This window comes from Pseudomonas sp. G.S.17 (assembly GCF_038096165.1).
Lineage (GTDB): Bacteria > Pseudomonadota > Gammaproteobacteria > Pseudomonadales > Pseudomonadaceae > Aquipseudomonas.
Genome location: NZ_CP151076.1, coordinates 88,243 through 111,494 on the forward strand (window position 1 = coordinate 88,243; position 23,252 = coordinate 111,494).

Sequence of the window (23,252 nt, forward strand, 5' to 3'; positions counted from 1 at the left end):
GTTAAGACTCAAGTCCTTGAACGGTATGGATTTTAATGGATTTTCAAGGGTTGGAGAGGCAACGAGGCACTGCGCTGGCAAATTCAGAATTGGCTGTCAGAACACTCCTGCAACGTTTCCCGAGTCTGTGAATCACTCTGGCGCCCAATACGGGTAAACTGGCGGCCATTTCCGAGGAGCACGCCATGACCGACGCCATCGACAACGACGAAGAAGAATTCGCAGAATCGACCCTGATCCAGGCCATCGAGAACCAGATTGAAAGCGACAATCCGCCCGCCGCCAAAGCCACGTTCAACAAGTTGACCCTGGTGGGCTACGAGCGAGAAGAGATCCTGCAACTGATGGCCCATGTCCTGGCCGTCGAGATCGATGCGCTGCTGGAAGCAGACCGCGCGTTTGACACCGAGTGGTATGAACAGGCGCTGCGCAAGCTGCCCGAGCTGCCGCCAGAGGCATGATCCGGCTCGATTGACGGCCCTCAAGATAAGCCCTGCAAAAATTTCAGACTGTGGCTACACTGCAAATGCCCCGCTGCCATGAAACACCCCGGGGCTGTCACGCCAAGCCAGCCTTAACGGTCATCCAGAACCGACAAGCGCAGCACAGACCTGTCGATTCCAGAGAGCCCGCCGGCCAGCGCGGCGTATCACTACAAAAGTCTGGAGCACCTATGTCGTATACCCCTGAGTTGGTTGCCGAACTGGAAATCCTCGCACTGTTTAATCTGGGCAATACCCTTGAAGGGCTCAAAGTCCACCACGTTGCTGCCCCGACCGCCATTGCCGCTGCCCAAAGACTCTTCGAAAAAGGACTGACCACGCAGGTCGATGGAGGCTATCTGACAAGCCTGGGGCTTGAAGCCGCTCAACACGCCCAGTCGTTGCTGACCATACTGAACGTAGCCAAAGAAGCCGCTTGAGCTCAGACAGGGTCCGCCAGCAAAAAAGCTCTGACGGACCCTTCATTTACAAAAACTGCGGCCGATAGAAAATTGGCGCCAGAACAAAAACCTCGCTGAAGGTGTTCGCTTTCAGACTGTAACTGCCCGCCGTCACGTTCATTCTGAATGATCACCCTTACGAGCTCCGGCAGCCGGTTTGAATTGCGATGACGCGTAATTTTGAAATTCGTCCCGACCTGGATGAAGGCATCGACCGAAAGGTGCTGACGCAGCTGCGTGCCCGCTTTCTGGCCTTGAACAGTGGCCGGTTTGCCCGCGCCATGGAGGGTTTGTCGACCCGGCAACAGTCGGTGTTGACGCTCTTGCCGCTGTTTTTCCACGTCAATCATCCGCTGTTGCCCGGCTACGTATCCGGCAGTACGCCCGCTGGCGTCTCGCAGTACGAGCCTAACGCGCTGGCGCTGGCCGAAGCGCAACGTTTGACCCGCTCCTTTTCCTACAAAACCCGACGCGCCAATGCGCCCGAGCCGATTCACGGGCTGTTTTTGATGGGTAGCCTGGGCACGCTGGCTCAGGCGGAACAAAGCGACATGGATGTCTGGGTTTGCCACGAACCGGACCTGCCCGCCGAAGCCATCGAAGAGCTGCGCAAGAAGTGCCAGGCGCTGGAAGCCTGGGCCGACAGCCAGGGCGCCGAAGCGCATTTTTTCCTGATTGATCCGCAACGCTTTGTGCTGGGCGAACGGGATGCCCAGCTCAGCTCTGAAGACTGCGGCACCACCCAGCATTACTTGCTGCTCGATGAGTTCTATCGCACCGCGATCTGGCTCGCCGGGCGTACGCCGCTGTGGTGGCTGGTCCCGACCTACGAAGAAAAGCGCTACGCCGAATACACCCACACCCTGCTGTCCAAGCGTTTCATTCGCGCCGAAGAAATCCTCGACCTGGGCAACATGGCGCGGATTCCGCCCGGCGAATTCATCGGTGCCGGACTGTGGCAGCTATTCAAGGGCATCGAATCGCCTTACAAGTCCGTACTCAAGTTGCTGTTGACCGAGGTCTACGCCAGCGAGCATCCGCGCGTGCAATGCCTGAGCATGCGCTTCAAGCACGCGGTATTCGCCAATCAGCTGGATCTGGATGAACTGGACCCATACATCGTGGTGTATCGCCGGATCGAGGAATACCTCACCGACCGCGGCGAGCTTGAACGCCTGGAGCTGGTGCGCCGCAGCCTGTACCTGAAAGTGAACAAAAAGCTGACCGGTGCCGCGCGCCAGCGCAATCCCGGCTGGCAGCGCGTGTTGCTGGAGCGCCTGACTCAGGAATGGGGCTGGGATGAGCGCCAGCTGGCGTTGCTCGACAGTCGCAGCCAGTGGAAAGTGCGTCAGGTCGCCCACGAGCGCCGCGCACTGGTCAACGAGCTGAATTACAGCTATCGCTTCCTGACGCAGTTCGCCCGCACGCACAAGGTCGCCAACTCGATCAATGCCCGGGATCTCAATGTCCTCGGTCGCCGCCTTTATGCTGCATTCGAACGCAAGGCCGGCAAGGTTGAATTCATCAATCCCGGCATCGCCCCGGACCTGGCCGAAGACACCCTGACGCTGGTGCAGTCCCCCAACAAGCGTGAGCCGGGGAAAAACCAGTGGGCGCTGTACAACGGCAATCTGGCCGCGCATGACTGGCAGAACTTCTCGCCGATCAAACGCAGCCGGGAACTGCTCGAGCTGCTGACCTGGTGTCATCGCAACAACGTCATCGAAACCACCACCCGGCTTGCCCTGCATCCGGGCACCAGCGACCTGACCGAATTCGAGCTGTTCAACCTGCTGGGCTCGCTGCAACAGACGATCCCTGTGCCGCTGGAAGTGGTGAGCGAAGAGCGACTGCTGAACGCCAGCATCCCCGGCGAAATCCTCTTGCTGGTCAACGTCGGCGTCGATCCGCTCAAGCATCATCGGGATCTGAATATCCTGATGACCACCGAGCGCACCGATTCCCTGAGTTATGCCGGCGTGCGGGAAAACCTGGTGCTGACGCTCGATCAGATCACCGTCAACAGCTGGAACGAAATCCTCGTCAGCCGCTTTGACGGCCCCTTTGCATTGCTCGACTGCCTCAGCGAACTGCTGAGCAACATGCCCCAGGGCTCGACGCAACCGAGAGTGCGGGTGCGCTGCTTCTGCCACAACCGCGCGCCGGCCATCGCGCAGCGTGTCGAAGAACTGGTGGCCACAGCCCAATTGCTGCTGGCCCGGCGACTGAACCATCGCTACCTGATTCAGGTGCAGCAGCAATATCATGTGTTGGAAATGGTGCCTGGCCGGGTCACCCACGTGGTGATCAACAGTCTTTCCGGGCTGTTCGAATATCTGGGCGAGGAGCTGGCGCGCTACAGCCCGCTGCACCTGGACCCGCATGCGCTGGACGAACACGATCTGTCGCTGATCCTGCCCCACGGCCAGCCCGAGTGTATTCAGGTGTTTTACCGCCTCAACGAGCCGGACGCCGACGTGTACGTGCTCGACGAACATAACGCGCTCTGGCACCAGCGCTTGCCTTACCACGACGAATCGAGCCTGTTATTGCCGTTGCAGCGGTTTTTCCATTCGCTGGTCTATCGCCGGGGCGCGATGCTGCCGCTGGAAAATCCTCTGGAACCGGTATCTCTGGAAACCTTGTATTACCAGGTATTGCCCTCCGGTCCGGGACGCGCCCGCCGTATCGAATCCCGCGCCGCGCCGACGGCCGTGGACAAGCCGTTCTATGACGTACAAGCCATCGTCGAAGAAGCCTCGCCGGGGCAAGTCAGCGTCACGTTGTACTGCAACAACAATGAGTTTTCCGAACTGGAATACGGCGACCAGCTATACAGCGCCGTTGCGCGGCAGATTCTCGCCCAGCGCCACGAACCTCAACGCTACCGCTGCTACATCACCGACCTCGACCTGTCAGGCCTGCTCGGTGACGACCACGGCCAGAGCATCCTTTACCTGCGCTACAAGGCCGATCTGGAAAAATCGCTGAATGAGGCGATGGACAGGGCCTGAAGCCGCTGATTGGGCAGGATGCGATTCAACGGTATGAGTCAGGCTGCGTCCCGCAGCAGGGGGTGCGTATGGCTGATATGAAACAGCGGTTCCAGTGGTTTCGACTAGATAGCGCCGAAGCAAGTCTGCCAATCCATCACCCTTCGTTCTAGTGCATAGCCCAATCCGGGCCACTTGTTATTCAATCTGTTGTTTAAATATTCAGCTGAATGTCGAAAATTCCATCCCCAGACATCTACGTCGGACTTATGAACGCTGGTGTGACGGGGCATGTTGCGGCTATCAACTTATAGGCAGGAATGAGCTTACTTCAGCATCAGATCTGTCCTACTGCAACAATATATACATAACATACAACGCACTAAAAAACTATCTAGCATTGGAAGTGCAACACCTTAGTTCTATAAATTTTATAAAAAAGGAAAACAGTAATGAAAACTCTCAATAATTGCACCAATGCCCGCTCAAACGAAAAACCGCAGCAATTGCTGTCTCCCGAAGCAGTCATGACCTTGCGCACTCGTAAATACAGCAGCGCCAAGGCCGGCCATTGTCAAGGTGGCGGTGGCTGGAACTAAAGCGCGTAAGTAACTAAGTCAACCCTACGCTGTCAGCGACGACCGCTGGCAGCGTAGCGCGGGGGAAGTAGAGTGGATCAAGAATATAACGATATTATTCAGACGCTGCCTCATTGCATGCGAACGGAAAATGCCAAAGCCAGATGCCCTTCACTCGATGACGCGGTGAGATACATAAATGCTATGGATTTCTTGGAGATCCAGAAAAAACTATGTTCTGACGATGGTCTTCTATGCCGGAAATGGACAGCTACTGAGGCAGAGATCGCCATTCAGTATTATAAGAACTTTTTATACCTAAATAAGAAATATCTGGACGAGTTCCCGGTTCTCCCGCCCATGCTTGAGGTAGACGAAGTTTGGCATCATCACATTTTGGATACCAGAAGATACATTAAGGACTGCGATCAGATTTTTGGACATTACTTTCATCACTACCCCTACTTCGGGACGCGAGGCGAGAAAGACTTGAGGAATCTGGATGTCGCTTTTGAGGTGCTTCAAAGTCTGTATGAAAAGGAGTTTGGTGGCCGAATGTTGCCTGTCTGGGAAGATGCCCAATGACGTACCACGCGTTCATGAGAGCTTCATTACCTGCTTTTACCCTCAGTCGCATTGTTCCCTGGTTGGGGGTTTCACTTGCATTGTTGTTAATCGCACACAGGAGCCCAGCTGACCTTGCCGTATTTTCTTATGTCCTTGCTTTATTTTCGGTTGTGTCAGCACTTTTACCCATGTTGCTGGCAACCTCGGGTAACGTCACATCGTCGCTCTCCCATAACGAGACAGCGAGAGGCGATTTTTTTACGGCAGGTTTTACCATTGCACTGTTTATAGCAGTGATTAGCGGGCTGTTATGTTTGGGCGTTTTTCTATGCGCTTTGAATTTATCAAGCATGCGCAATATTGACATGCAAGCCTTCAAGATCCTGTCGCTCATCTATATTCCAGCAGTACCCCTGTTGTCACTCAATTTATTTCTTCAGCTTTTCCATGAGGCGAGTGGCAAATCCTCGGGCTGTTCAAGGATAAAGACCTTCGTGACGTTGGTGGGGACCTTGGGTTTACTGATAATGTACGAGTGCAGCACAAGCGAACTGTTTACCTGTGGCGCAATGGCTTATTTTTTTATAACTGAACTTGCAGTGTTGATCTGCTTGCTTAAACTCTCTCGACCCTATAAACACTTTTCGCTCAGGGAAGCGAAGAACACTGCAAGTTCACTGCTAACGCAAGGTTTACCCATTGCAATAGGTCTGGGCGGTCAGAAACTCTATTTCTATCTGACCATTGAGCGCCTGGCAACGGCTGACACTGCACTCGTTGCACAGTTTTCGCTTTTCATGAGTAGCGTTGGCATTGTTACCATTCCTGCACTGGCACTCAGTCAGATCCACAGCCTTCACACGAGTCAACACGCCACAGCATCTGCCGAAAATTACAGACTGGGTTTGTCATGGCTGGTAGCCCTTATTGTCGGCATCAGTTTTTTGCTTGCTTTTGCAGGACGAGTTTTTTTCACATTCATCAGCGCGGCCGTCATTAACTACACGCCTGGCTTTTACTCGGCTGCAGTTTTTTTCTTCACAACCAGTGCTTGTTTAGGGTTGGCGCTGGCGCATCTTCGCGCCAGGAACGATACCTCTGCGCCTCAATTAATTATCAACATGCTTATGCTTGGAGGTGTCATACCACTTGTGTATGGAATTTCCTGGCAAGATCAGAACGTTACAACATTAATTTATCTGCAGAGCGCGGCTATGTTGATGGGATTTTTAATCCTGCATCGGCGGGTGCTCAAAATTCATAGGGATGACAAGGTAGCCCGATTACGCACCCACTAGTGTGCTGTCTCAAAAATAAAGCTCCTCATGCCTGTGAGGCCATTGCCTCACGGGCTCGCTGTATCTTGTTCAAAATATCTTCCCCCTTGGCGTTCCAGACATAGCGAGTCGGCTGCGCATTTCGCAGTGCTAGGAACGTGGTGATCGAGCTTTCCAGTTCGCGAACCGAGCTGAAACTGTCGTCACGCAGGTACACCGTGATATCGCGAAAGAAGCGCTCAACCATGTTCATCCACGAGCTGGAGGTCGGGGTGAAGTGCATGTGGAAGCGCTTGTGCTTCTCAAGCCATGCCTTCACTTTCGGGTGTTTATGCGTGGCGTAGTTGTCCACGATCAGATGCAATTGGAGCTGTTTGGGCGTTTCTCGATTGATCTTCTTGAGAAACTCCAGCCATTCCTGATGCCGGTGTTGGCGCTCTATGGAACTGATCAAGCGCCCCTGAAGATAATCCAGCGCAGTGAACAAGGTGACGGTGCCATGGCGGACATAATCGTGCGATTGCGTACGGATATGACCGATCCCCAAAGGCAGTCCAGGCTGGGTACGCTCCAGAGCCTGAACCTGGCTTTTTTCATCGCAACAAAGCACCAATGCCTTATCCGGCGGATCCAGATACAGCCCGATGACGTCCCAGAACTTCTCTTCGAAGTTTGGATCTTTGGACAGTTTGAAGGTACGTGTCAGGTGCGGTTTTATATCGTTGGCGGCCCATATGCGCTGGACGCTGGCCGGTGAAATGCCGGCGACTCGCGCCATGCTTCGACAGCTCCAGCGAGGCTGACCGATACGCGGCTGAGTGACCTGCTCAAGTGTTCGTTTCAACGCTTCGGCCGATAGGGATGGCTTGCGACCTCGTCCGGGCAGATCCACTAGGCCTTGTAGACGCAGCTCTTGAAAGCGCTTGCACCAGCGGGTGACTGAAACAACGGAGAGACCTGTCAACTGGGCAATCTCGTTACGAGAACAACCTCGAGCGGCTAGCAAAATCACCCGTGCCCGACGACCGTCGCGCTGACTGATCGTGGCTGATCTTATGCGCCGACTCAGTTCAATTTGTTCGTCTTCACTGAGCACGATGTCCTGAGAGTTCATGTGATCACTCCAAGCACTGACTGACCACAGAAGCATAGCTCAGGTTAGAAACTTATTTCAGAGACGGCACACTAGCTCAGTCACCGTGCGCAGCCGCGCCCGCTCGGTAGCGACTTTCATCGAAGAGCGGAGTCTTCCTGGTTCCTTTATTGGGTTTGGGGCTCGAATCAGATTGCGTATCTGGTCACCTCAATCCCACCATCATCCACGCTAATTCCCCGCTCTCCGACTTCCTGCCATTCCACTTGGCTTCTACAGGTGTAGAATCGTCTTCATCCATCGCCAGTCATCCCCGGCGGGTTTATGAGCTCAGGCCGAGCGTACGGCGATCCCGTAGCGTTTTCGGTTTCCTTCGCAACATCCGGTCACTGCCGTTTGTGTGTGACGACACTAGAAGCTCACTCCCTTACCTATTTACCTGATTAGCCGCCAGGAGTGTTCCATGCCTGATTACCGCTCGAAAACGTCCACCCACGGCCGCAATATGGCCGGCGCTCGTGCCTTGTGGCGCGCCACCGGGATGAAGGATGCGGATTTCAAGAAACCGATCATCGCCGTTGCCAACTCGTTTACCCAGTTCGTACCGGGCCACGTGCACCTGAAGGACATGGGCCAGCTGGTTGCCCGTGAAATCGAACGCGCCGGTGGCGTGGCGAAAGAATTCAACACCATCGCAGTCGATGACGGCATCGCCATGGGTCACGACGGCATGCTGTATTCGTTGCCGAGCCGCGAGATCATCGCCGACTCCGTGGAATACATGGTCAACGCCCACTGTGCCGACGCCATTGTCTGCATCTCCAACTGCGACAAGATCACCCCCGGCATGTTGATGGCTGCCTTGCGCCTGAACATTCCGGTGATCTTCGTTTCCGGCGGGCCGATGGAAGCCGGCAAGACCAAGCTGGCCGCCCACGGTCTGGATCTGGTCGACGCCATGGTCATCGCCGCCGACGATACCGCCAGTGACGAGAAAGTCGCCGAGTACGAGCGCAGCGCGTGTCCGACCTGCGGTTCGTGTTCCGGGATGTTCACCGCCAACTCGATGAACTGCCTGACCGAAGCCTTGGGCCTGGCCTTGCCGGGCAACGGTTCGCAACTGGCGACCCACAGCGACCGCGAGCAACTGTTCCTGCAGGCTGGCCGCACCATCGTCGACCTGTGCCGCCAGTACTACATCGAGAACAACGATGCTGTTCTGCCGCGCAATATCGCCAACTTCAAGGCCTTTGAAAACGCCATGACGCTGGATATCGCCATGGGCGGCTCGACCAACACCATCCTGCACTTGCTGGCAGCGGCCCAGGAAGCGGAGATCGATTTCGATCTGCGCGACATCGACCGTCTGTCCCGCGAAGTGCCGCAGCTGTGCAAAGTCGCGCCGAACATCCAGAAGTACCACATGGAAGATGTGCATCGCGCTGGCGGGATCTTCAGCATCCTCGGCGAACTGGCCCGTGGCGGCCTGTTGCACACCGATTTGCCGACCGTGCACAGCAAGACGCTGGCCGAAGGCATCGCCAAATGGGACATCACCCAGACTGACGACGAAGCGGTTCACACCTTCTTCAAGGCTGGCCCGGCCGGGATCCCGACGCAGACCGCGTTCAGCCAGTCGACCCGTTGGGAAACCCTCGACGACGACCGCGAGAACGGCTGCATCCGCAGGGTCGAGCACGCGTACTCGCAACAAGGCGGCCTCGCCGTGCTGTACGGCAACATTGCGCTGAATGGCTGCGTGGTGAAAACCGCAGGCGTTGACGAGTCGATCCACGTGTTCGAAGGCAACGCGAAGATCTTCGAAAGCCAGGACAGCGCGGTGCGCGGCATTCTTGCTGACGAAGTGAAAGCCGGCGATATCGTGATCATTCGTTACGAAGGCCCGAAAGGCGGCCCGGGCATGCAGGAAATGCTCTATCCGACCTCGTACCTGAAATCCAAAGGCTTGGGCAAGGATTGCGCGCTGCTGACCGATGGCCGCTTCTCGGGCGGTACGTCGGGGCTGTCCATCGGTCACGCTTCCCCGGAAGCAGCGGCTGGCGGCGCGATTGGTCTGGTACGCGATGGTGACAAAGTGCTGATCGACATTCCGAACCGTTCGATCAACCTGTTGATCGACGATGCGGAAATGGCCGAGCGCCGTGCCGAGCAAGACAAGAAGGGTTGGAAGCCAGTCGAATCGCGGCCACGTAAAGTGACCACCGCGCTGAAGGCCTACGCCCTGCTGGCCACCAGCGCCGATAAAGGCGCCGTGCGCGACAAGGAACTGCTGGACAGACTGGTGCCTTGAGCTTGATCGGCTAGAACAAAAACCCGGCAGAGATGCCGGGTTTTTTGTTTTCAGATAACGCAGTCCTCTGTAGGAGCCAACTTGTTGGCGAGGCGACTCCTGCTTTTGGCCCTGGCCCTGTCGCCGGGTAATGCATCGACGCGGCAGCGGGTGACGGTGAACCGAGCAAATAATTTCCCTGTAGGGCAGCTGTTTTCTTCTGCTCGAAGAAATCCGGAATTTCATGTTTATAGCTGTCGAGCCAGCGCTGCATGCTGCGGGGTTTTGTCGAAGTATTGACATGCGGCGCGCTTATTAAGTGATTCTTTACTTCCTACTTCCTACTTCCTACTTCCTACTTCCTACTTCCTACTTCCTACTTCCTACTTCCTACTTCCTACTTCCTACTCACTCCTGAACGCTCGTAAGCCACGGAAAAATATATTTAGACTTTATCGAAGAAATGGCGATTGAGTTATTTTTTTATGATGCGGTAATTATATAGATCAGTCTATTTAAAGCAGTTGGATACATTGCTGTCTCACATACGAAATGGAGGTATGTATGATCAGCAATGGAAATAAAGGACCTGTTGAAATTGGTCCGATTGTTATTACGCCGGGACCCGACCAACCCTCTCCCTCCGGACGTCCTGGAGGGGGTGGAAGTGGATCAAGTTGGTCGATAGGCACTGGTTTCAGCGGCGGTTTTGGTTCAGGAGGATCATCGAAGAAAAAGCGCAGAAAGAAGCGTAAACGCGAGGAAGCTAAACGTAGAGAACAAGCGGAGCAGGCTGCACGTGAACAGGCTGAAGCAAAGGCAAGAGCCGACGCAGAAGCTCGGACGCACGCCGAGGCTCAAGCCCGTGCAGAGGCTGAAGCCCGGGCGCATGCGGAGGCAGTTGCTCGCGCTCAAGCAGAGTACCAGCAGGCAATTATCAGACATGGGCAATTGATTGAAAGTCTGACCCATAGTTTCCAGTCGCAAAAGAATGAACTGGAGCAGCGCTATATAACGAAATCCAGAGACCTGCTACAAGCTACTCAGTCGGAAATAAAGAGTGGCATTGACCCCCTGCCTGCACAGTTCGATGGTCGGCAGTACCTTGCCCATGTTGTGCAGCAAAAAGCGCATATCAATTATTTGATTTCCTCCAAGAGAGGCGAGCTTGAGGCGAGCAATAATATTGTCCGGGCTTTTAACGGCGCGGATCCGCTCAAGCAGTCGGCTGAGCAATATAAGCATCACCTGGGTACAAACAGTCATCTTGATTCGGACAGCGCTCAGCAGATGCATCAATCATGGCTGGAGTCTGCGACTCATGCCCATGAGTCGAAACTGCTCGCCGAATCAATAGCTCTGCTGGAAAGCCAGTCTGCGCAATTGTCCGCACAGCACGCGACATTGGCCGTTCAGGCGGCCGAAGAGGGTGATGTTCAACGGGTATCGAGTGCATCGCGCCTGTGGTCAGCAGTGGCTCCTCCAGCTGCCGCTCCGACAGCGACGGGGGTGGCAGGTGTGTGGCGCCAAGCCACGCAGATTGCCAGGCGAGAGTTCGTGCGTTCCGCAGCAAGGGCATTGAGCCGAAACCCGCTTCTGCTGCTGTCGACATACTCGCCCATGCTGGGTAACGCCGAACTGGCCGCGCAGGTGCTGGGCATTCCGCTGTCCCAGCTCGGTATTCCGGATGGCGTGGATCTTGAGTTCGTCGCCAGCCGCAACGGCTCGGTTGACGTTCCACATCGCTTGCTCGTGCAGGATGACGGCGCAATAGCGTGGGTGGCCGCTGACGGAGTCGAAGTCGGTACAAAGGTCCGCGTCAGGTCCTTCAGCTGGAATGCCGAAAACAATACTTACGAATTTATTCGTGATGGCGAAACCGAGCCTGCACTGGTCTGGACGCCGATTGTCAGGCCACAGGACAGTTCGACCAGTACTCCGGCTCATGGGCCGTCACTTCCGACTGATCCGGGTGTTCCCTTATCGCCCATCGTGCTGGACATAGAGATTTATCCAGAAGTTGTTCGTGGTTTTGATGACTACATTCTCATATCGCCATCCGGTTCTGGATTGCCGGATAGCTATCTGTTGTTCAACTCCCCACGTGAGACACCGGGTATTGCCAGCGGTTATGGCAAGCCGGTTACGGGCACTTGGCTGGGCGCTAATACTCGACGTGAGGGTGCGCCGATCCCCTCAAACATTGCCGACAAATTGCGAGGGCAGCGATTTGCCAATTTTGATCGTCAAAGGGAAGCCATCTGGAGTGCAGTTGCCGAGGATCCGGAGCTTAGTAAACAATTTAACAAGCATAATTTGGATGAAATGGCCAAGGGCTATGCACCCTATGCCCCACTGATCAATCAAGTAGGTGGAAGGAAGAAATTCGAAATTCATCATCAACACTGGATTAAAAGTGGCGGGGCTGTCTACGATATGGACAATTTGGTGGTGCTCGCGCCTGACCAGCATATAGAGAAACATCGGACTGGAGAGTGATTATGGTTATTGATTTCAGCAAAAAAATAACTGATTACACAGAGCTTGAGTTTTTAGAGCTTCTTAATTATTTTTCTTACGGCAGAAAACATCTTGAGGGGGCTGAGTATGAGAGATCCACTATCGAGTTTGTCGAATATTTCATTACCATTACCGAGCATCCTGCCCAGTCCGATGTCATTTTCTACCCTCGCGAAGGCCAGGAAGACAGCCCGGAAGGCATTCTGAAAGAAGTAAAAGAATGGCGAGCGCAAAATGGCAAGCCTGGATTTAAGGCTTCCTGATCTGAATTAAATAAAGCCCCCGAGCGCGTGATGCATTCGGGCCTTACGAATCAAATTAGTAACTTTCAAAGAGAGGTATCCATCATGGAAGAATTTAATCATCACCTGCACCAACTGCCGAACTTCTTACAAAACGAACTGCACGCCCATGCGGGGTCAACCCACGGAGTGTCTCCGGTTCAGATCGTTGCGCGCTACCGGGCAATGGCTGATCACCTGATTGCCACCAAGCGTGGCGGACTGGACCCGGCGCATGTCGCGAATGTCAGCTTTATGTGGGGCAATGTGCAGTCGAGCAAAGCCGATGTCGAGAATATGATGCAGCTGCGTAGTATGCCGGGGCATGGCGCTACCGATTTCTATTCGATGACGGTCAACGCGAACTTCTTCTTGCAGTGCATCCGCTTCCTGACCCATTTCCGTGATGCCATGGCCGGGCTTCAGCCTCGACTGGAGGAGCAGGAACGTCAGCAGGCTCGACTTCGGGCTGAGGAGGAGGCGCGACGGCTTGCCCAGCGCCAGGCGGAAGAAGCCGCGCGACTACTGGCCCAGCGGCAGGCAGAAGAGGCCGCTCGGCAATTGGCGCAACGTCAGGCCGAAGAGGCTGAAGCTGCTCGCCAGCGCGCGAAGGAGGCAGCTTTGCAACTGGCACAGCGACAGATAGAGGAGGCGGCACGAGCGTTGGCTCAGCGCAAAGCCGAGGAGCAGGCATTGCAGGCAGCTCGCGAGATTCTGGAGCAGTCAAGGACCGAAGCAGCGGTTGTTGAAGAAGCTGGCGCAGGTCAATTGCAACCCGCAGAGGCTTCTTCTAATGGGCATAGCGGCGTTAGAGAGATTTCGGGCCCCAGGGTGACCGGGGAGGTCGAAAAGGCGGTGCTTGAACTGCAAAAAGACATTGAACGTGCCGTGGTTACTTTTGCTCGCGTTTTGGCTGCCCAAAGTACTTCGGCGGCCAGCGGGGCGCTGAGCGAACTGCGTTATACCGGTACTTGATAAACAGTTTGACGCGGCTTGCTGGCGATGGCTGCGAACGAGGTCACCTGATCCACCGCTTTCGCAGCCTTCGGCAGCTCCTGCAGGACAGCTGTTTTCCTCAACTCCCGGCCTGAGTAGTCCCGCCCTTTTTCTGTTCGAAGAAATCCGGAATTTCATGCTTATAGCTGTCGAGCCAGCGCTGCATGCTGCGCTCGCGTTCGGCCGGGGTGACGGCCTGCGGGGTGGGTGAGGCATGATTGCCCTCTGTCTGTAATTTCAGCCAGCTCTGCGTCTGTTCCTGCCAGGGCGAATCGCCCTTTTCGGCCGCCACGGCCGCCGACGCCATGCCCAATAGGCAGACGATGCCAATCACGCCACCTTTCATACCCTCCTCCCTACTCAATTGAGCGCACTCTGCCCGGTCAGGGCCGCTACCGGGCGAACTGCCAACGGTTTCTTCAATGCTTCGGCCCGAGCCCTGGACTCATTGAACTGCTCCGGGGTCAAGCCGTTGCGGGTGACCCAGTCGGCTGCCCGGTTCCAGTTATCCTGATACAACAACATGGTCAGCAGATTCTCTGCGGCCAGGGAGTCCGACTGCTTGAGTTCCATGGCGGTCAGGAACTGAAAGTGCGCCTGCTCGAAATCTGAAATACCGTCTCGCGACCGTTCACGCTTACTGAATCTCTTCCGGCTTGACGATCACCCAGTTCTTGTCCGCTGTCACCGCCAGACCTTCTTTAGCCTGAGCCGCTGCGTGCTTGGCCATCATGCCGTTGAGCTGGGTCATGTACTTGTCTTTGCGGTTGATCCACAGGTGCACGCCGCCCTTGGCCACGTCCACGTCGTGGAACAGCATGTAACCATCGCTGGTTGGCGTATCGCCGCCGACCAGCACCGGTTTTTTCCATTCGTCGATGTAGGTCAGGATCGCTGCGTGTTTGCCAGCCATCCAGGTCGCTGGCGTCCACAGGTATGGAGTCAGCTCCAGGCCGAGGTTGGCCTTCTCGTCATATTTGCCTGCGGTGATCTGCTTGCGCGCTGTGGTCAGCTCGCCAGTCTTGCGATCCTTGAGCAGCGTGGTTACGCCAATGACGTTTTGCGGTTTGACGTTGTAGCCATACTTCGGATCGGCCGCGACCATGCGCACCAGCTCTTCGGAAGCGGCGGTCATCACGTAGACCTCAATGCCGTTTTCCATCAGCTTGTTGTACAGCTCTTTCTGGCCGGTGAAGATCCGTGGCGGTTCGACATCGAGTTTCTTGACCACATCGCCGTCGTAATAGGTCGCCGGCACCGGTTTGCCCGAAGCCATCAACTCGTCGACGTAGCCCTTGAGTTCCTTGAGGGTGAAACCTGCGAACACTTGCGCGACCCATGGGTAGCAAACCATGTCGTCCACTTCGCAGAGGCGATAGTAATAACTGAACAGGCTTTCCTTGTGGTCGGCGGTGTCCTTGAACGGCATCAGCTTGAGGGAGGGGTCCAGGCTTTCGCGGGTGATCAGGCCTTTGTTTTCCATGAACGGCAGCAGCGATTCTTCGAGGTCGAAGCGGTAGCTGGTGTTGTCCATGTCGAACACCGCGTAATTGCCCTTGTTGGCATTGGCGGTGATCATGGCGTTGAGCGCCTTGGCGGCAGGCTCGGGCCAGTGCGTCAATTCGGTGGCCAGCGCCTGCCCGGCAAGGCCCAGGCACAGCGCGACAGCGAGTAGTTTTGGCGCGAATTTCATAGTGGTTTCCCCCCCGGATATTTAGAGGTTCGACCGTAGCAAATTGCCGTTACTGTTTGAGTGCGTCAGCGACCGCGCGCGTTCCGAGGGCGTCATGTCGGGAACGATTCGCGACGGGATTCGCCGATTGCGACATTTTTGTGACCGTAGGAGGGGACTTGTCCCCGAAGGCGGTGGCTCAGGCGGTGTCAATTTTCCGGATTTTCGTTGTTAGGACCATCGCATTCGGGGACAAGTCTCCTCCTACACAGTCTGTACAGGTGTCCGGTTCACCTGCGTTGCCACACCTCAAAGGTGTATGCCGGCTTGCCATCCAGGGCTGGATTCAACACCTCTGAGATCAAAACCCATTGCGCCGGATCAAGCTCTGGAAACCACGCATCGCCCTCAGGGCTCAGCGCCACGCGGGTCAGGTACAGACGATCAGCCTGCGGCAAGCCTTGAACATAAAGCTGCGCGCCGCCAATCAGCATGACTTCATCGACGCCCTGCTCGCGTGCCCATGCTTCGGCGCGGGTTACCGCGGATTCCAGCGAGGTGAAGACTTCGGCACCTTCGAGCTGCAAATCCGTTTGGCGAGTCACCACCAGATTCAGGCGGCCGGGCAACGGCCGGCCGAGCGAATCCCAGGTCTTGCGGCCCATGATGATCGGCTTGCCGAGGGTGGTCGCCTTGAAATATTTGAAGTCCCCCGGCAAATGCCAGGGCATGGAATTGTCGACGCCAATCACTCGGTTTTCACCAAGGGCGGCAATCAGGCTGAGAGGCAGTTGAGTTTTCATGGCGGCGAGAATAGCAGAGCACGGCAGTGAATTCGTACCGTGCTTTTCGCTCGAATGCACGACGCAGAGGTTATGCTCATCCCTGACTTCATCAACGAGACGCCGTGTGACTGCTCTGACCCCACTCGATAACCTCTGGCTGACCGAAGCCGTGCGTCTGCGCGAACAACAGGCCGGTCAACTCGACGACCTTGAAGCCAACCGCCGCGCCCGCGCCCAGGCAGGCGACTTGCCGAGCCGCATTGTGCATCGCGCCCTGTGGCTGGCCGAGCGCGATGGCATGCTCGAAGCGCTACGCCGCTGGAAGCAAGGCGCGCGTCTGGCGTTGATTGCGCTGGCGATTCTGGCGGTCATCAGCGGTACCGGACTGGCCTTCGCGGCTATGGGCGACGGGCAGACGCCGGTCAATGTGTTCTGGGCCCTGGGCAGTTTGCTCGGGCTGAACCTGATTCTGCTGATCAGCTGGGCGTTGGGCCTGGCCTTCGCCGGGGAAAGCGCGGCCAGTCTCGGGCGCTTGTGGCTATGGTTGAGTGAAAAGCTCGCCCGCGATGCGCAAGCGGCGCAACTGGCGCCAGCCTTGATTCTGCTGCTGCAACGACGGCGCCTGAATCGCTGGGCCTTGGGTGCGCTGGTGCATGGCTTATGGCTGCTGGCATTGGTCAGCGCGCTGGTGTTGCTGTTGATGCTGATGGCGACGCGGCGCTACGGCTTCGTCTGGGAAACCACGATTCTGGGCAGCGACACCTTCGTCAGCCTGACCCAGGCTCTCGGCACGCTTCCGGCACTGCTGGGCTTCAGCGTGCCGAGCGAAGCCATGATCCGCGCCAGCGGCGACAGTGCATTGGTAGTCGAGTCCGCAAGGCAAGCCTGGGCCGCATGGCTGGTGGGGGTTTTGCTGGTCTACGGCATCGTGCCCCGTTTGATATTGGCGCTGGCTTGCCTGTCGCTGTGGAAGCGTGGCCGCGCGGCGTTGAGCCTGGACTTGAGCCTGCCCGGTTACAGCGAACTGCGCGAACGCCTGATGCCCAGCAGCGAGCGGCTTGGCGTCAGCGATGCCGCGCCAGAGTCGTTGCCGCAGATTACTCCGCAGCATGGCAGCCAGAACAGTGAAGGCGCGTTGCTGGTCGCCATCGAGCTGGATGAAGATCAGCCATGGCCGCCCGCGCTGCCAGCGACTGTTGCAGATGCCGGCATTCTCGACAGTCGCGAATCCCGGCAGAAACTGCTCGATCAACTGACGCGTTTTCCTCCGGCGCGATTGGTCATTGCCTGCGATCCACGACGCTCGCCGGACCGTGGCAGCCTGGCGCTGATCGCCGAACTGGCGCGCTGCGCCGGGAGCACCAGAGTCTGGCTGCTCGCCGCGCCTGCGGGTCAGAATCTGGATGCCGAGCGCGTCAGCGACTGGCATGCCGGGCTGCAACAATTGGAGCTGACGTGGGCCGAAGCCGCACCGTTGAACTGGCTGGAGACGGGTGATGAGTAAGACCGAGAAGATTCGTCCACTGAAACTTGCTGTCGTCGGCCACACCAATGTCGGCAAGACCTCGCTGCTGCGCACACTGACTCGCGACGTCGGCTTTGGCGAAGTCTCCCATCGGCCCAGCACCACCCGCCACGTGGAAGGCGCAAGGTTGTCGGTGGATGGCGAGGCTTTGCTGGAACTGTACGACACGCCTGGTCTGGAAGACGCCATCGCGCTGCTCGATTATCTGGAACGCCTGGATCGTCCCGGCGAACGGCTGGATGGCCCGGCGCGGCTGGCGCGGTTTCTTGATGGCAGTGAGGCGCGGCAGCGTTTCGAGCAGGAAGCCAAGGTCTTGCGCCAACTGCTGGCGTCGGATGCCGGTTTGTATGTGATCGATGCGCGCGAGCCGGTGCTGGCGAAATATCGCGACGAACTGTCGGTGCTGGCCAGTTGCGGCAAGCCGCTGTTGCCGGTGTTGAATTTCGTCAGCAGCGCCGACCATCGCGAACCCGCCTGGCGTGAAGCCCTGGGGCGGCTTGGCCTGCATGCACTGGTGCGTTTTGATAGCGTGGCACCGCCGGAAGATGGCGAGCGGCGCCTGTATGAAAGCCTTGCGCTGTTGCTGGAGACTTCCCGAGGCCAGTTGGAGCGTCTGATCCTGGATCAGGAAGCCCAGCGCGAAACCCGACGCCAGAGCGCGGCGCGCTTGATTGCCGAGCTGCTGATCGACTGCGCAGCTTGCCGACGCAGCGTGTCGACCGAATCCGGTCAAGAGCAACTGGCCATTGATGAACTGCGCAAAGCGGTGCGGCAGCGCGAGCAGCGTTGTGTCGAGGCGCTGCTCAAGCTGTATGCGTTTCGCACGCAGGACGCGGCGGCCAGTGATCTGCCGCTGCTGGACGGGCGTTGGGGCGATGATCTGTTCAATCCGGAAACCCTCAAGCAACTGGGCGTGCGGGTCGGTGGCGGTATTGCGGCGGGCGCAGCGGCCGGAGCGGGCGTCGATCTGCTGGTGGGCGGGGTTACTCTCGGCGCGGCGGCGCTGGTCGGGGCGATTGCTGGCGGCGCATTGCAGACCGCCCGCAGTTACGGCGGCCGCTTGCTGGGCAAGCTCAAAGGCCAGCGCGAACTGACCGTCGATGACGCGGTGTTGCGCCTGCTGGCGTTGCGTCAGCGTCATTTGCTGCAAGCCCTCGGCGCGCGAGGTCATGCGGCGATGGAAAGCATCAAGCTCACCACGCCGCAGGACATGACCTGGCGCGAAGGCAAACTCCCCGAAGCGGTGCACAAGGCGCGCGCACACCCGCAATGGTCGTCGCTCAATCCGGGGGCGAAGCTGAGCCAGGCTGAACGGCAGGAGCAGATCGAAAGTCTCGCCCGGATCCTGTAGGAGCGATCTTGTTCGCGATAAAGTCGGAACGACTTTCATGCCGTGGTGAGCCCTGATTTTGCGACTGCTTCGCAGCCGATCGCGAATGAATTCGCGCCTACAGGTTTCGTGCCCGGCAGTCGCATTCGTCATTTTTAATTACTCGATTATCCCGGAGACCGGTATCATCCCGCGCCCGATACACCCGGAACTGGATTCAAATGAAACCCACCTTGATCGCCGCCGCAGAACTCGACCGTATCGATACCTGGGCCAAATACTCCAGCCATATGTGCGGGGGCTGTATTTCCAGCTGCTGCACGCTGCCTGTTGAAGTGAAGATCAAGGATTTGATCCGCATCGGCATCGTCGATGAGTTCGAGCGCGGGGAGCCGGCGAAGAACATCGCCAAGCGTTTGCAGAAGGAAGGCATCGTCGAGCGCTACAACCAGAAGTCCGAGATCTTCACGTTGCAGCGCATGAGCAACAACGATTGCCTGTACCTGGATCGCAAGAGCCGCCTGTGCACGATCTACGAGAAACGTCCGGACACCTGCCGCAATCACCCCAAGGTCGGCCCGCGCCCCGGCTATTGCGCTTACAAGCCCAAGGATCTGGTTCGTCAGGACACCGGCACGCTGAAGAACAACACCAGCACGCCGTTTCCGAAGTTCTAAGTAATTCATTCTGGAAGACCGGCTTCAGCCGGGAGGGCGGTCTACCTGGGACAAATCTGTTCCAGGCCGACTAACGCCCTCCCGGCTAAAGCCGGTCCTACGATGCCCGCCCTTTTTGCGGATTGAAGTGACTCAATGACCACACAAACAAAAACGCCCCCGACCTTGCGGTCGGGGGCGTTTTGTTTTTAGCCGACTAACTGATTAATCAGTTGCCGCTTTTCTTGGCAGCGCGGGTACGCTCGCTTTCGCCAAGAATTTTCTTACGCAGGCGGATCGACTTTGGAGTCACTTCGCAGAGTTCGTCTTCTTGAACGAATTCCAGCGCTTGTTCCAGAGTGAAACGGATAGGCGGAACCAGAGCGATGGTTTCGTCTTTACCGGAAGCACGCATGTTGTCGAGCTTCTTGCCTTTGGTTGGGTTTACACCCAGGTCGTTGTCGCGGCTGTTGATGCCGACGATTTGACCTTCGTACACGTCTTCGCCGTGGCCCAGGAACAGCTTGCCACGTGCCTGCAGGGTTTCCAGCGAGTAAGTCAGCGCCTTGCCGGTAGCAACCGAAACCAGAACGCCGTTCTGACGGCCGGACATGTCGCCGGACTTCATCACGTCGTAACGGTCGAAGATGCTGGTCAGGATGCCGGCACCGGAAGTCAGGGTCAGGAACTCGTTACGGAAACCGATCAAGCCACGAGCCGGGATGTTGTACTCAAGGCGAACACGCCCTTTGCCATCCGGAACCATGTTGGTCAGGTCGCCTTTACGGATACCGATCTGTTCCATGATCGCGCCCTGGGACTCTTCCGGCAGGTCGATGGTGACGTTTTCGTACGGTTCGTGCTTGACGCCGTCAACCATGCGGATGATTACTTCAGGGCGACCGACGCCCATTTCGAAGCCTTCGCGACGCATGGTTTCGATCAGTACCGAGAGGTGCAACTCGCCACGGCCGGAGACCTTGAACTTGTCAGCGGTGTCGCCTTCTTCAACGCGCAGGGCAACGTTGAACAGCAGCTCTTTGTCCAGACGTTCCTTGATGTTACGGCTGGTGACGAACTTGCCTTCTTTACCGCAGAAAGGCGAATCGTTTACCTGGAAAGTCATGGAAACGGTTGGTTCGTCAACGGTCAGCGGCTTCATCGCTTCGACGTTCAGTGGGTCGCACAGAGTGTCGGAGATGAACAGCTGGTCGAAGCCGCTGATGCAGACGATGTCGCCGGCAGCTGCTTCTTCAACGTCGATGCGGTGCAGACCGTGGTGACCCATCAGTTTCAGGATACGGCCGTTGCGGCGTTTGCCGTCAGCGTCGATCGCAACAACCTGGGTGTTCGGCTTGACCTTGCCGCGAGCGATACGGCCAACGCCGATGACGCCCAGGAAGCTGTTGTAGTCCAGTGCCGAGATTTGCATCTGGAACGGACCTTCACGGTCAACCTTTGGAGCAGGAACGTGGTCAACAATCGCCTGGTACAGCGGGGTCATGTCTTCCGCCATGGCGGTGTGTTCCAGACCGGCAATACCGTTCAGCGCGGAAGCGTAAACGACCTGGAAGTCCAGCTGTTCTTCGGTAGCACCCAGGTTGTCGAACAGGTCGAAGATCTGATCCAGAACCCAGTCCGGACGCGCGCCTGGACGGTCAACCTTGTTGATGACCACGATTGGACGCAGGCCGGCTTCGAAAGCCTTCTTGGTCACGAAACGGGTTTGCGGCATAGGGCCGTCTTGAGCGTCAACCAGCAGCAGAACGGAGTCAACCATCGACATCACACGCTCTACTTCACCGCCGAAGTCGGCGTGGCCCGGGGTATCCACGATGTTGATGTGGTAGCCGTTCCAGTTGATAGCGGTGTTTTTCGCCAGAATGGTAATACCGCGTTCTTTCTCCTGGTCGTTGGAGTCCATCACGCGTTCGTCGTTGAGCTCGCCGCGTTCCAGAGTGCCGGATTGACGCAAGAGTTTGTCTACCAGGGTGGTTTTACCATGGTCAACGTGAGCAATGATGGCGATGTTGCGTAGATTTTCGATCACTTGTGTATCTCGATCAGAGGATTCGGTCAGCTGAATAAATCTAGACAGCTATTTATAACGTTAGAGTCGGCCAAAAGCCGTTACGGCTAGACGACTGGCGTCGGGGGGCCGGTGACGCAAGCCACAGGCAAACAGCCCCGGGCACTTAGCTCGGTCGATAAACGCGCACATTGGCATGCCCCTCACTGAGCAAATGATGAGCATGCAGGCGACTCATGACGCCTTTGTCGCAATACAACAGGTACTGGCGCGTGTTATCCAGTTCCTTGAAGCGGCTGTTCAATGCATAGAACGGCAGCGCCTGTATTTCAATGCCAGACAATTGCAGCGGCTGGTCTTCCTGGGCATCCGGATGCCGGATGTCGATGACGACCTGGCCTGCCAGCGCTTGACTGACTTCCTCTATCTCGATGCTGCGGCTCAAATCGTCGATTACCCGATCGATCGAGACCAGCTTGGCATTCTCCAGCGCTCGCTCGAGAATCGCCATGTCGAACTGCTGTTCTTCGTACTCAACGCGGTTGCGCTTGGCGTTGGTCTTGGGGTTGATCGAAATCACCCCGCAATACTCAGGCATGTGCTTGGCGAAATCGGCAGTGCCAATTTCAACCGCCTGATCGACGATGTCCTGCTTGTGGCTGGTGATCAACGGGCGCAAGACCAGCTTGTCAGTGGCCGCATCGATCAGCGACAGGTTCGGCAGCGTCTGGCTGGCCACCTGGGAAATCGCTTCGCCGGTTACCAGCACGTCGATTTCCAGGCGATCAGCAATAGAGGATGCAGCGCGCAACATCATACGCTTCAAAACTACACCCATATGACTGTTATCGACTTTCTGCAGAATTTCTCCGAGAACTTCCTCGAAAGGAACGCTGACAAACAGCACTCTTTGCGAACTGCCGTACTTCTTCCAGATGAAATGCGCGACTTCCATCACGCCCAGTTCGTGGGCGCGGCCGCCCAGGTTGAAGAAGCAGAAGTGCGCCATAAGCCCGCGCCGCATGACCTGATAGGCCGCGACTGTCGAATCGAAACCGCCGGACATCAACACCAGGGTCTGCTCGAGCGCGCCCAGTGGATATCCGCCGATGCTGTTGTGCTGGCTGTGAATCACAAATAACCGTTGGTCGCGAATTTCCATCCGCACTTCGATTTCCGGCTTTTTCAGGTCGATCCCGGCAGCGCCACACTCGATCCGCAGCTTGCTGCCGACGTATTTCTCGACGTCCATCGAGCTGAACGAATGCTTGCCGGCACGCTTGCAGCGCACGGAAAAAATCTTCCCCGGCAGCAGGTCGGCGTAGTGCAGTTTGCACTTGGCCAGGATGTCGTCCATGTCGCCCAGCGGGTATTCAGCCACCTGCAGGAAGTTGGCGATGCCGGGCATGCAACTAAGGCGCTCAGTCATCTCGTGCAGGGTCTTGGGCTCAGTGACACGCGTCTGAACCTCAAGATTGTCCCACACGCCTCCCACCACCAGTGCCGGGTCCAGGTCGCGGAGCACGGTACGGATGTTCTTGGCCAGCTGGCGGATGAATTGCTTGCGCACCGGCCGGCTTTTAATAGTGATTTCTGGGAAGACTTTTACGATTAGTTTCATGTAAACAGCGCGCGAGGTGCCAGCCGAAAAAGAGGGGGCGGGATTATAGCGGAAATTGCTCAAGGTTTAACCAGTTATCGTGCAACCAATCATCGA

19 protein-coding genes and 1 pseudogene are annotated in these 23,252 nt (G+C 56.9%); 13 read left to right on the forward strand and 7 right to left on the reverse strand.

Going from position 1 to position 23,252, the window contains the following annotated elements; genetic code table 11:
- Positions 1-185: 185 nt before the first annotated feature.
- From AABC73_RS00430 to AABC73_RS00455, 6 genes are all read left to right on the forward strand, one after another.
- Positions 186-461 carry a hypothetical protein gene (locus AABC73_RS00430; RefSeq protein ID WP_341521995.1) on the forward strand — a complete coding sequence of 92 codons (276 nt, stop codon included), beginning with the start codon at positions 186-188 and terminating at the stop codon, positions 459-461.
- A 212-nt stretch (positions 462-673) separates the two neighbouring features.
- On the forward strand, positions 674-922 hold the full coding sequence (locus AABC73_RS00435) for a TIGR02647 family protein (RefSeq protein WP_020291946.1): 249 nt from the start codon (positions 674-676) through the stop codon (positions 920-922).
- A 188-nt stretch (positions 923-1,110) separates the two neighbouring features.
- Complete coding sequence (locus AABC73_RS00440) at positions 1,111-3,957, forward strand: class I adenylate cyclase (protein WP_341521996.1); 2,847 nt, start codon at positions 1,111-1,113, stop codon at positions 3,955-3,957.
- 431 nt (positions 3,958-4,388) lie between these two features.
- Positions 4,389-4,535: a hypothetical protein gene (locus AABC73_RS00445; RefSeq protein WP_341521997.1), complete on the forward strand. Its 147-nt coding sequence runs from the start codon at positions 4,389-4,391 to the stop codon at positions 4,533-4,535.
- A gap of 72 nt (positions 4,536-4,607) precedes the next feature.
- Positions 4,608-5,099 (forward strand): hypothetical protein, encoded by a 492-nt coding sequence (locus AABC73_RS00450; RefSeq protein ID WP_341521998.1) that lies wholly within the window; start codon positions 4,608-4,610, stop codon positions 5,097-5,099.
- Positions 5,096-6,379: a hypothetical protein gene (locus AABC73_RS00455; protein WP_341521999.1), complete on the forward strand. Its 1,284-nt coding sequence runs from the start codon at positions 5,096-5,098 to the stop codon at positions 6,377-6,379. The genes AABC73_RS00450 and AABC73_RS00455 overlap by 4 nt, the downstream gene beginning before the upstream one ends.
- A 25-nt stretch (positions 6,380-6,404) precedes the next feature.
- Here AABC73_RS00455 and AABC73_RS00460 read toward each other — a convergent pair whose 3' ends face one another.
- Positions 6,405-7,472: an IS630 family transposase gene (locus tag AABC73_RS00460; protein ID WP_341522000.1), complete on the reverse strand. Its 1,068-nt coding sequence runs from the start codon at positions 7,470-7,472 to the stop codon at positions 6,405-6,407.
- 442 nt (positions 7,473-7,914) lie between these two features.
- On the opposite strand from AABC73_RS00460, the gene ilvD reads away from it, so the two are divergent.
- The 4 genes from ilvD (at position 7,915) to AABC73_RS00480 (ending at position 13,517) form a co-directional block, all read left to right on the forward strand.
- Positions 7,915-9,762, forward strand: a complete 1,848-nt coding sequence (gene ilvD / locus AABC73_RS00465) for a dihydroxy-acid dehydratase (RefSeq protein ID WP_341522001.1) — start codon at positions 7,915-7,917, stop codon at positions 9,760-9,762.
- Between the two features lie 543 nt (positions 9,763-10,305).
- Entirely contained in the window at positions 10,306-12,240 is a 1,935-nt protein-coding gene (locus AABC73_RS00470) for an S-type pyocin domain-containing protein (RefSeq protein WP_341522002.1), read from the forward strand.
- 8 nt (positions 12,241-12,248) lie between these two features.
- Complete coding sequence (locus AABC73_RS00475; protein ID WP_341524360.1) at positions 12,249-12,524, forward strand: bacteriocin immunity protein; 276 nt, start codon at positions 12,249-12,251, stop codon at positions 12,522-12,524.
- A gap of 84 nt (positions 12,525-12,608) precedes the next feature.
- The gene (locus AABC73_RS00480) at positions 12,609-13,517 is read left to right on the forward strand and encodes a hypothetical protein (RefSeq protein ID WP_341522003.1); all 909 of its coding nucleotides are present in this window, start codon (positions 12,609-12,611) and stop codon (positions 13,515-13,517) included.
- A 100-nt stretch (positions 13,518-13,617) separates the two neighbouring features.
- Here AABC73_RS00480 and AABC73_RS00485 read toward each other — a convergent pair whose 3' ends face one another.
- The 4 genes and pseudogenes from AABC73_RS00485 to AABC73_RS00500 form a co-directional block, all read right to left on the reverse strand.
- Complete coding sequence (locus AABC73_RS00485; protein WP_331149839.1) at positions 13,618-13,884, reverse strand: DUF3613 domain-containing protein; 267 nt, start codon at positions 13,882-13,884, stop codon at positions 13,618-13,620.
- A gap of 14 nt (positions 13,885-13,898) precedes the next feature.
- Positions 13,899-14,141, reverse strand: a pseudogene (locus AABC73_RS00490) (hypothetical protein); the annotation flags it as partial.
- A 34-nt stretch (positions 14,142-14,175) separates the two neighbouring features.
- Complete coding sequence (locus AABC73_RS00495) at positions 14,176-15,231, reverse strand: haloacid dehalogenase-like hydrolase (RefSeq protein ID WP_331149838.1); 1,056 nt, start codon at positions 15,229-15,231, stop codon at positions 14,176-14,178.
- A 269-nt stretch (positions 15,232-15,500) separates the two neighbouring features.
- Positions 15,501-16,013, reverse strand: coding sequence for a dihydrofolate reductase (locus AABC73_RS00500; RefSeq protein WP_341522004.1), 513 nt, complete (start codon positions 16,011-16,013; stop codon positions 15,501-15,503).
- 106 nt (positions 16,014-16,119) lie between these two features.
- Here AABC73_RS00500 and AABC73_RS00505 point away from each other — a divergent pair, with 106 nt between their 5' ends.
- From AABC73_RS00505 to AABC73_RS00515, 3 genes are all read left to right on the forward strand, one after another.
- Positions 16,120-17,499 (forward strand): DUF2868 domain-containing protein, encoded by a 1,380-nt coding sequence (locus AABC73_RS00505; RefSeq protein ID WP_341522005.1) that lies wholly within the window; start codon positions 16,120-16,122, stop codon positions 17,497-17,499.
- On the forward strand, positions 17,492-18,871 hold the full coding sequence (locus AABC73_RS00510; RefSeq protein ID WP_341522006.1) for a DUF3482 domain-containing protein: 1,380 nt from the start codon (positions 17,492-17,494) through the stop codon (positions 18,869-18,871). The genes AABC73_RS00505 and AABC73_RS00510 overlap by 8 nt, the downstream gene beginning before the upstream one ends.
- A gap of 200 nt (positions 18,872-19,071) precedes the next feature.
- Positions 19,072-19,527 carry a YkgJ family cysteine cluster protein gene (locus tag AABC73_RS00515; RefSeq protein ID WP_065832845.1) on the forward strand — a complete coding sequence of 152 codons (456 nt, stop codon included), beginning with the start codon at positions 19,072-19,074 and terminating at the stop codon, positions 19,525-19,527.
- A 208-nt stretch (positions 19,528-19,735) separates the two neighbouring features.
- Here the strand turns inward: AABC73_RS00515 and typA are convergent, their stop codons facing one another.
- Both typA and thiI read right to left on the reverse strand, forming a co-directional pair.
- A complete protein-coding gene (typA, locus tag AABC73_RS00520; protein WP_341522007.1) occupies positions 19,736-21,556 on the reverse strand; it encodes a translational GTPase TypA in 1,821 nt (606 codons plus the stop codon).
- Between the two features lie 145 nt (positions 21,557-21,701).
- The gene (thiI, locus tag AABC73_RS00525; protein WP_341522008.1) at positions 21,702-23,156 is read right to left on the reverse strand and encodes a tRNA uracil 4-sulfurtransferase ThiI; all 1,455 of its coding nucleotides are present in this window, start codon (positions 23,154-23,156) and stop codon (positions 21,702-21,704) included.
- Positions 23,157-23,252: the final 96 nt, after the last annotated feature.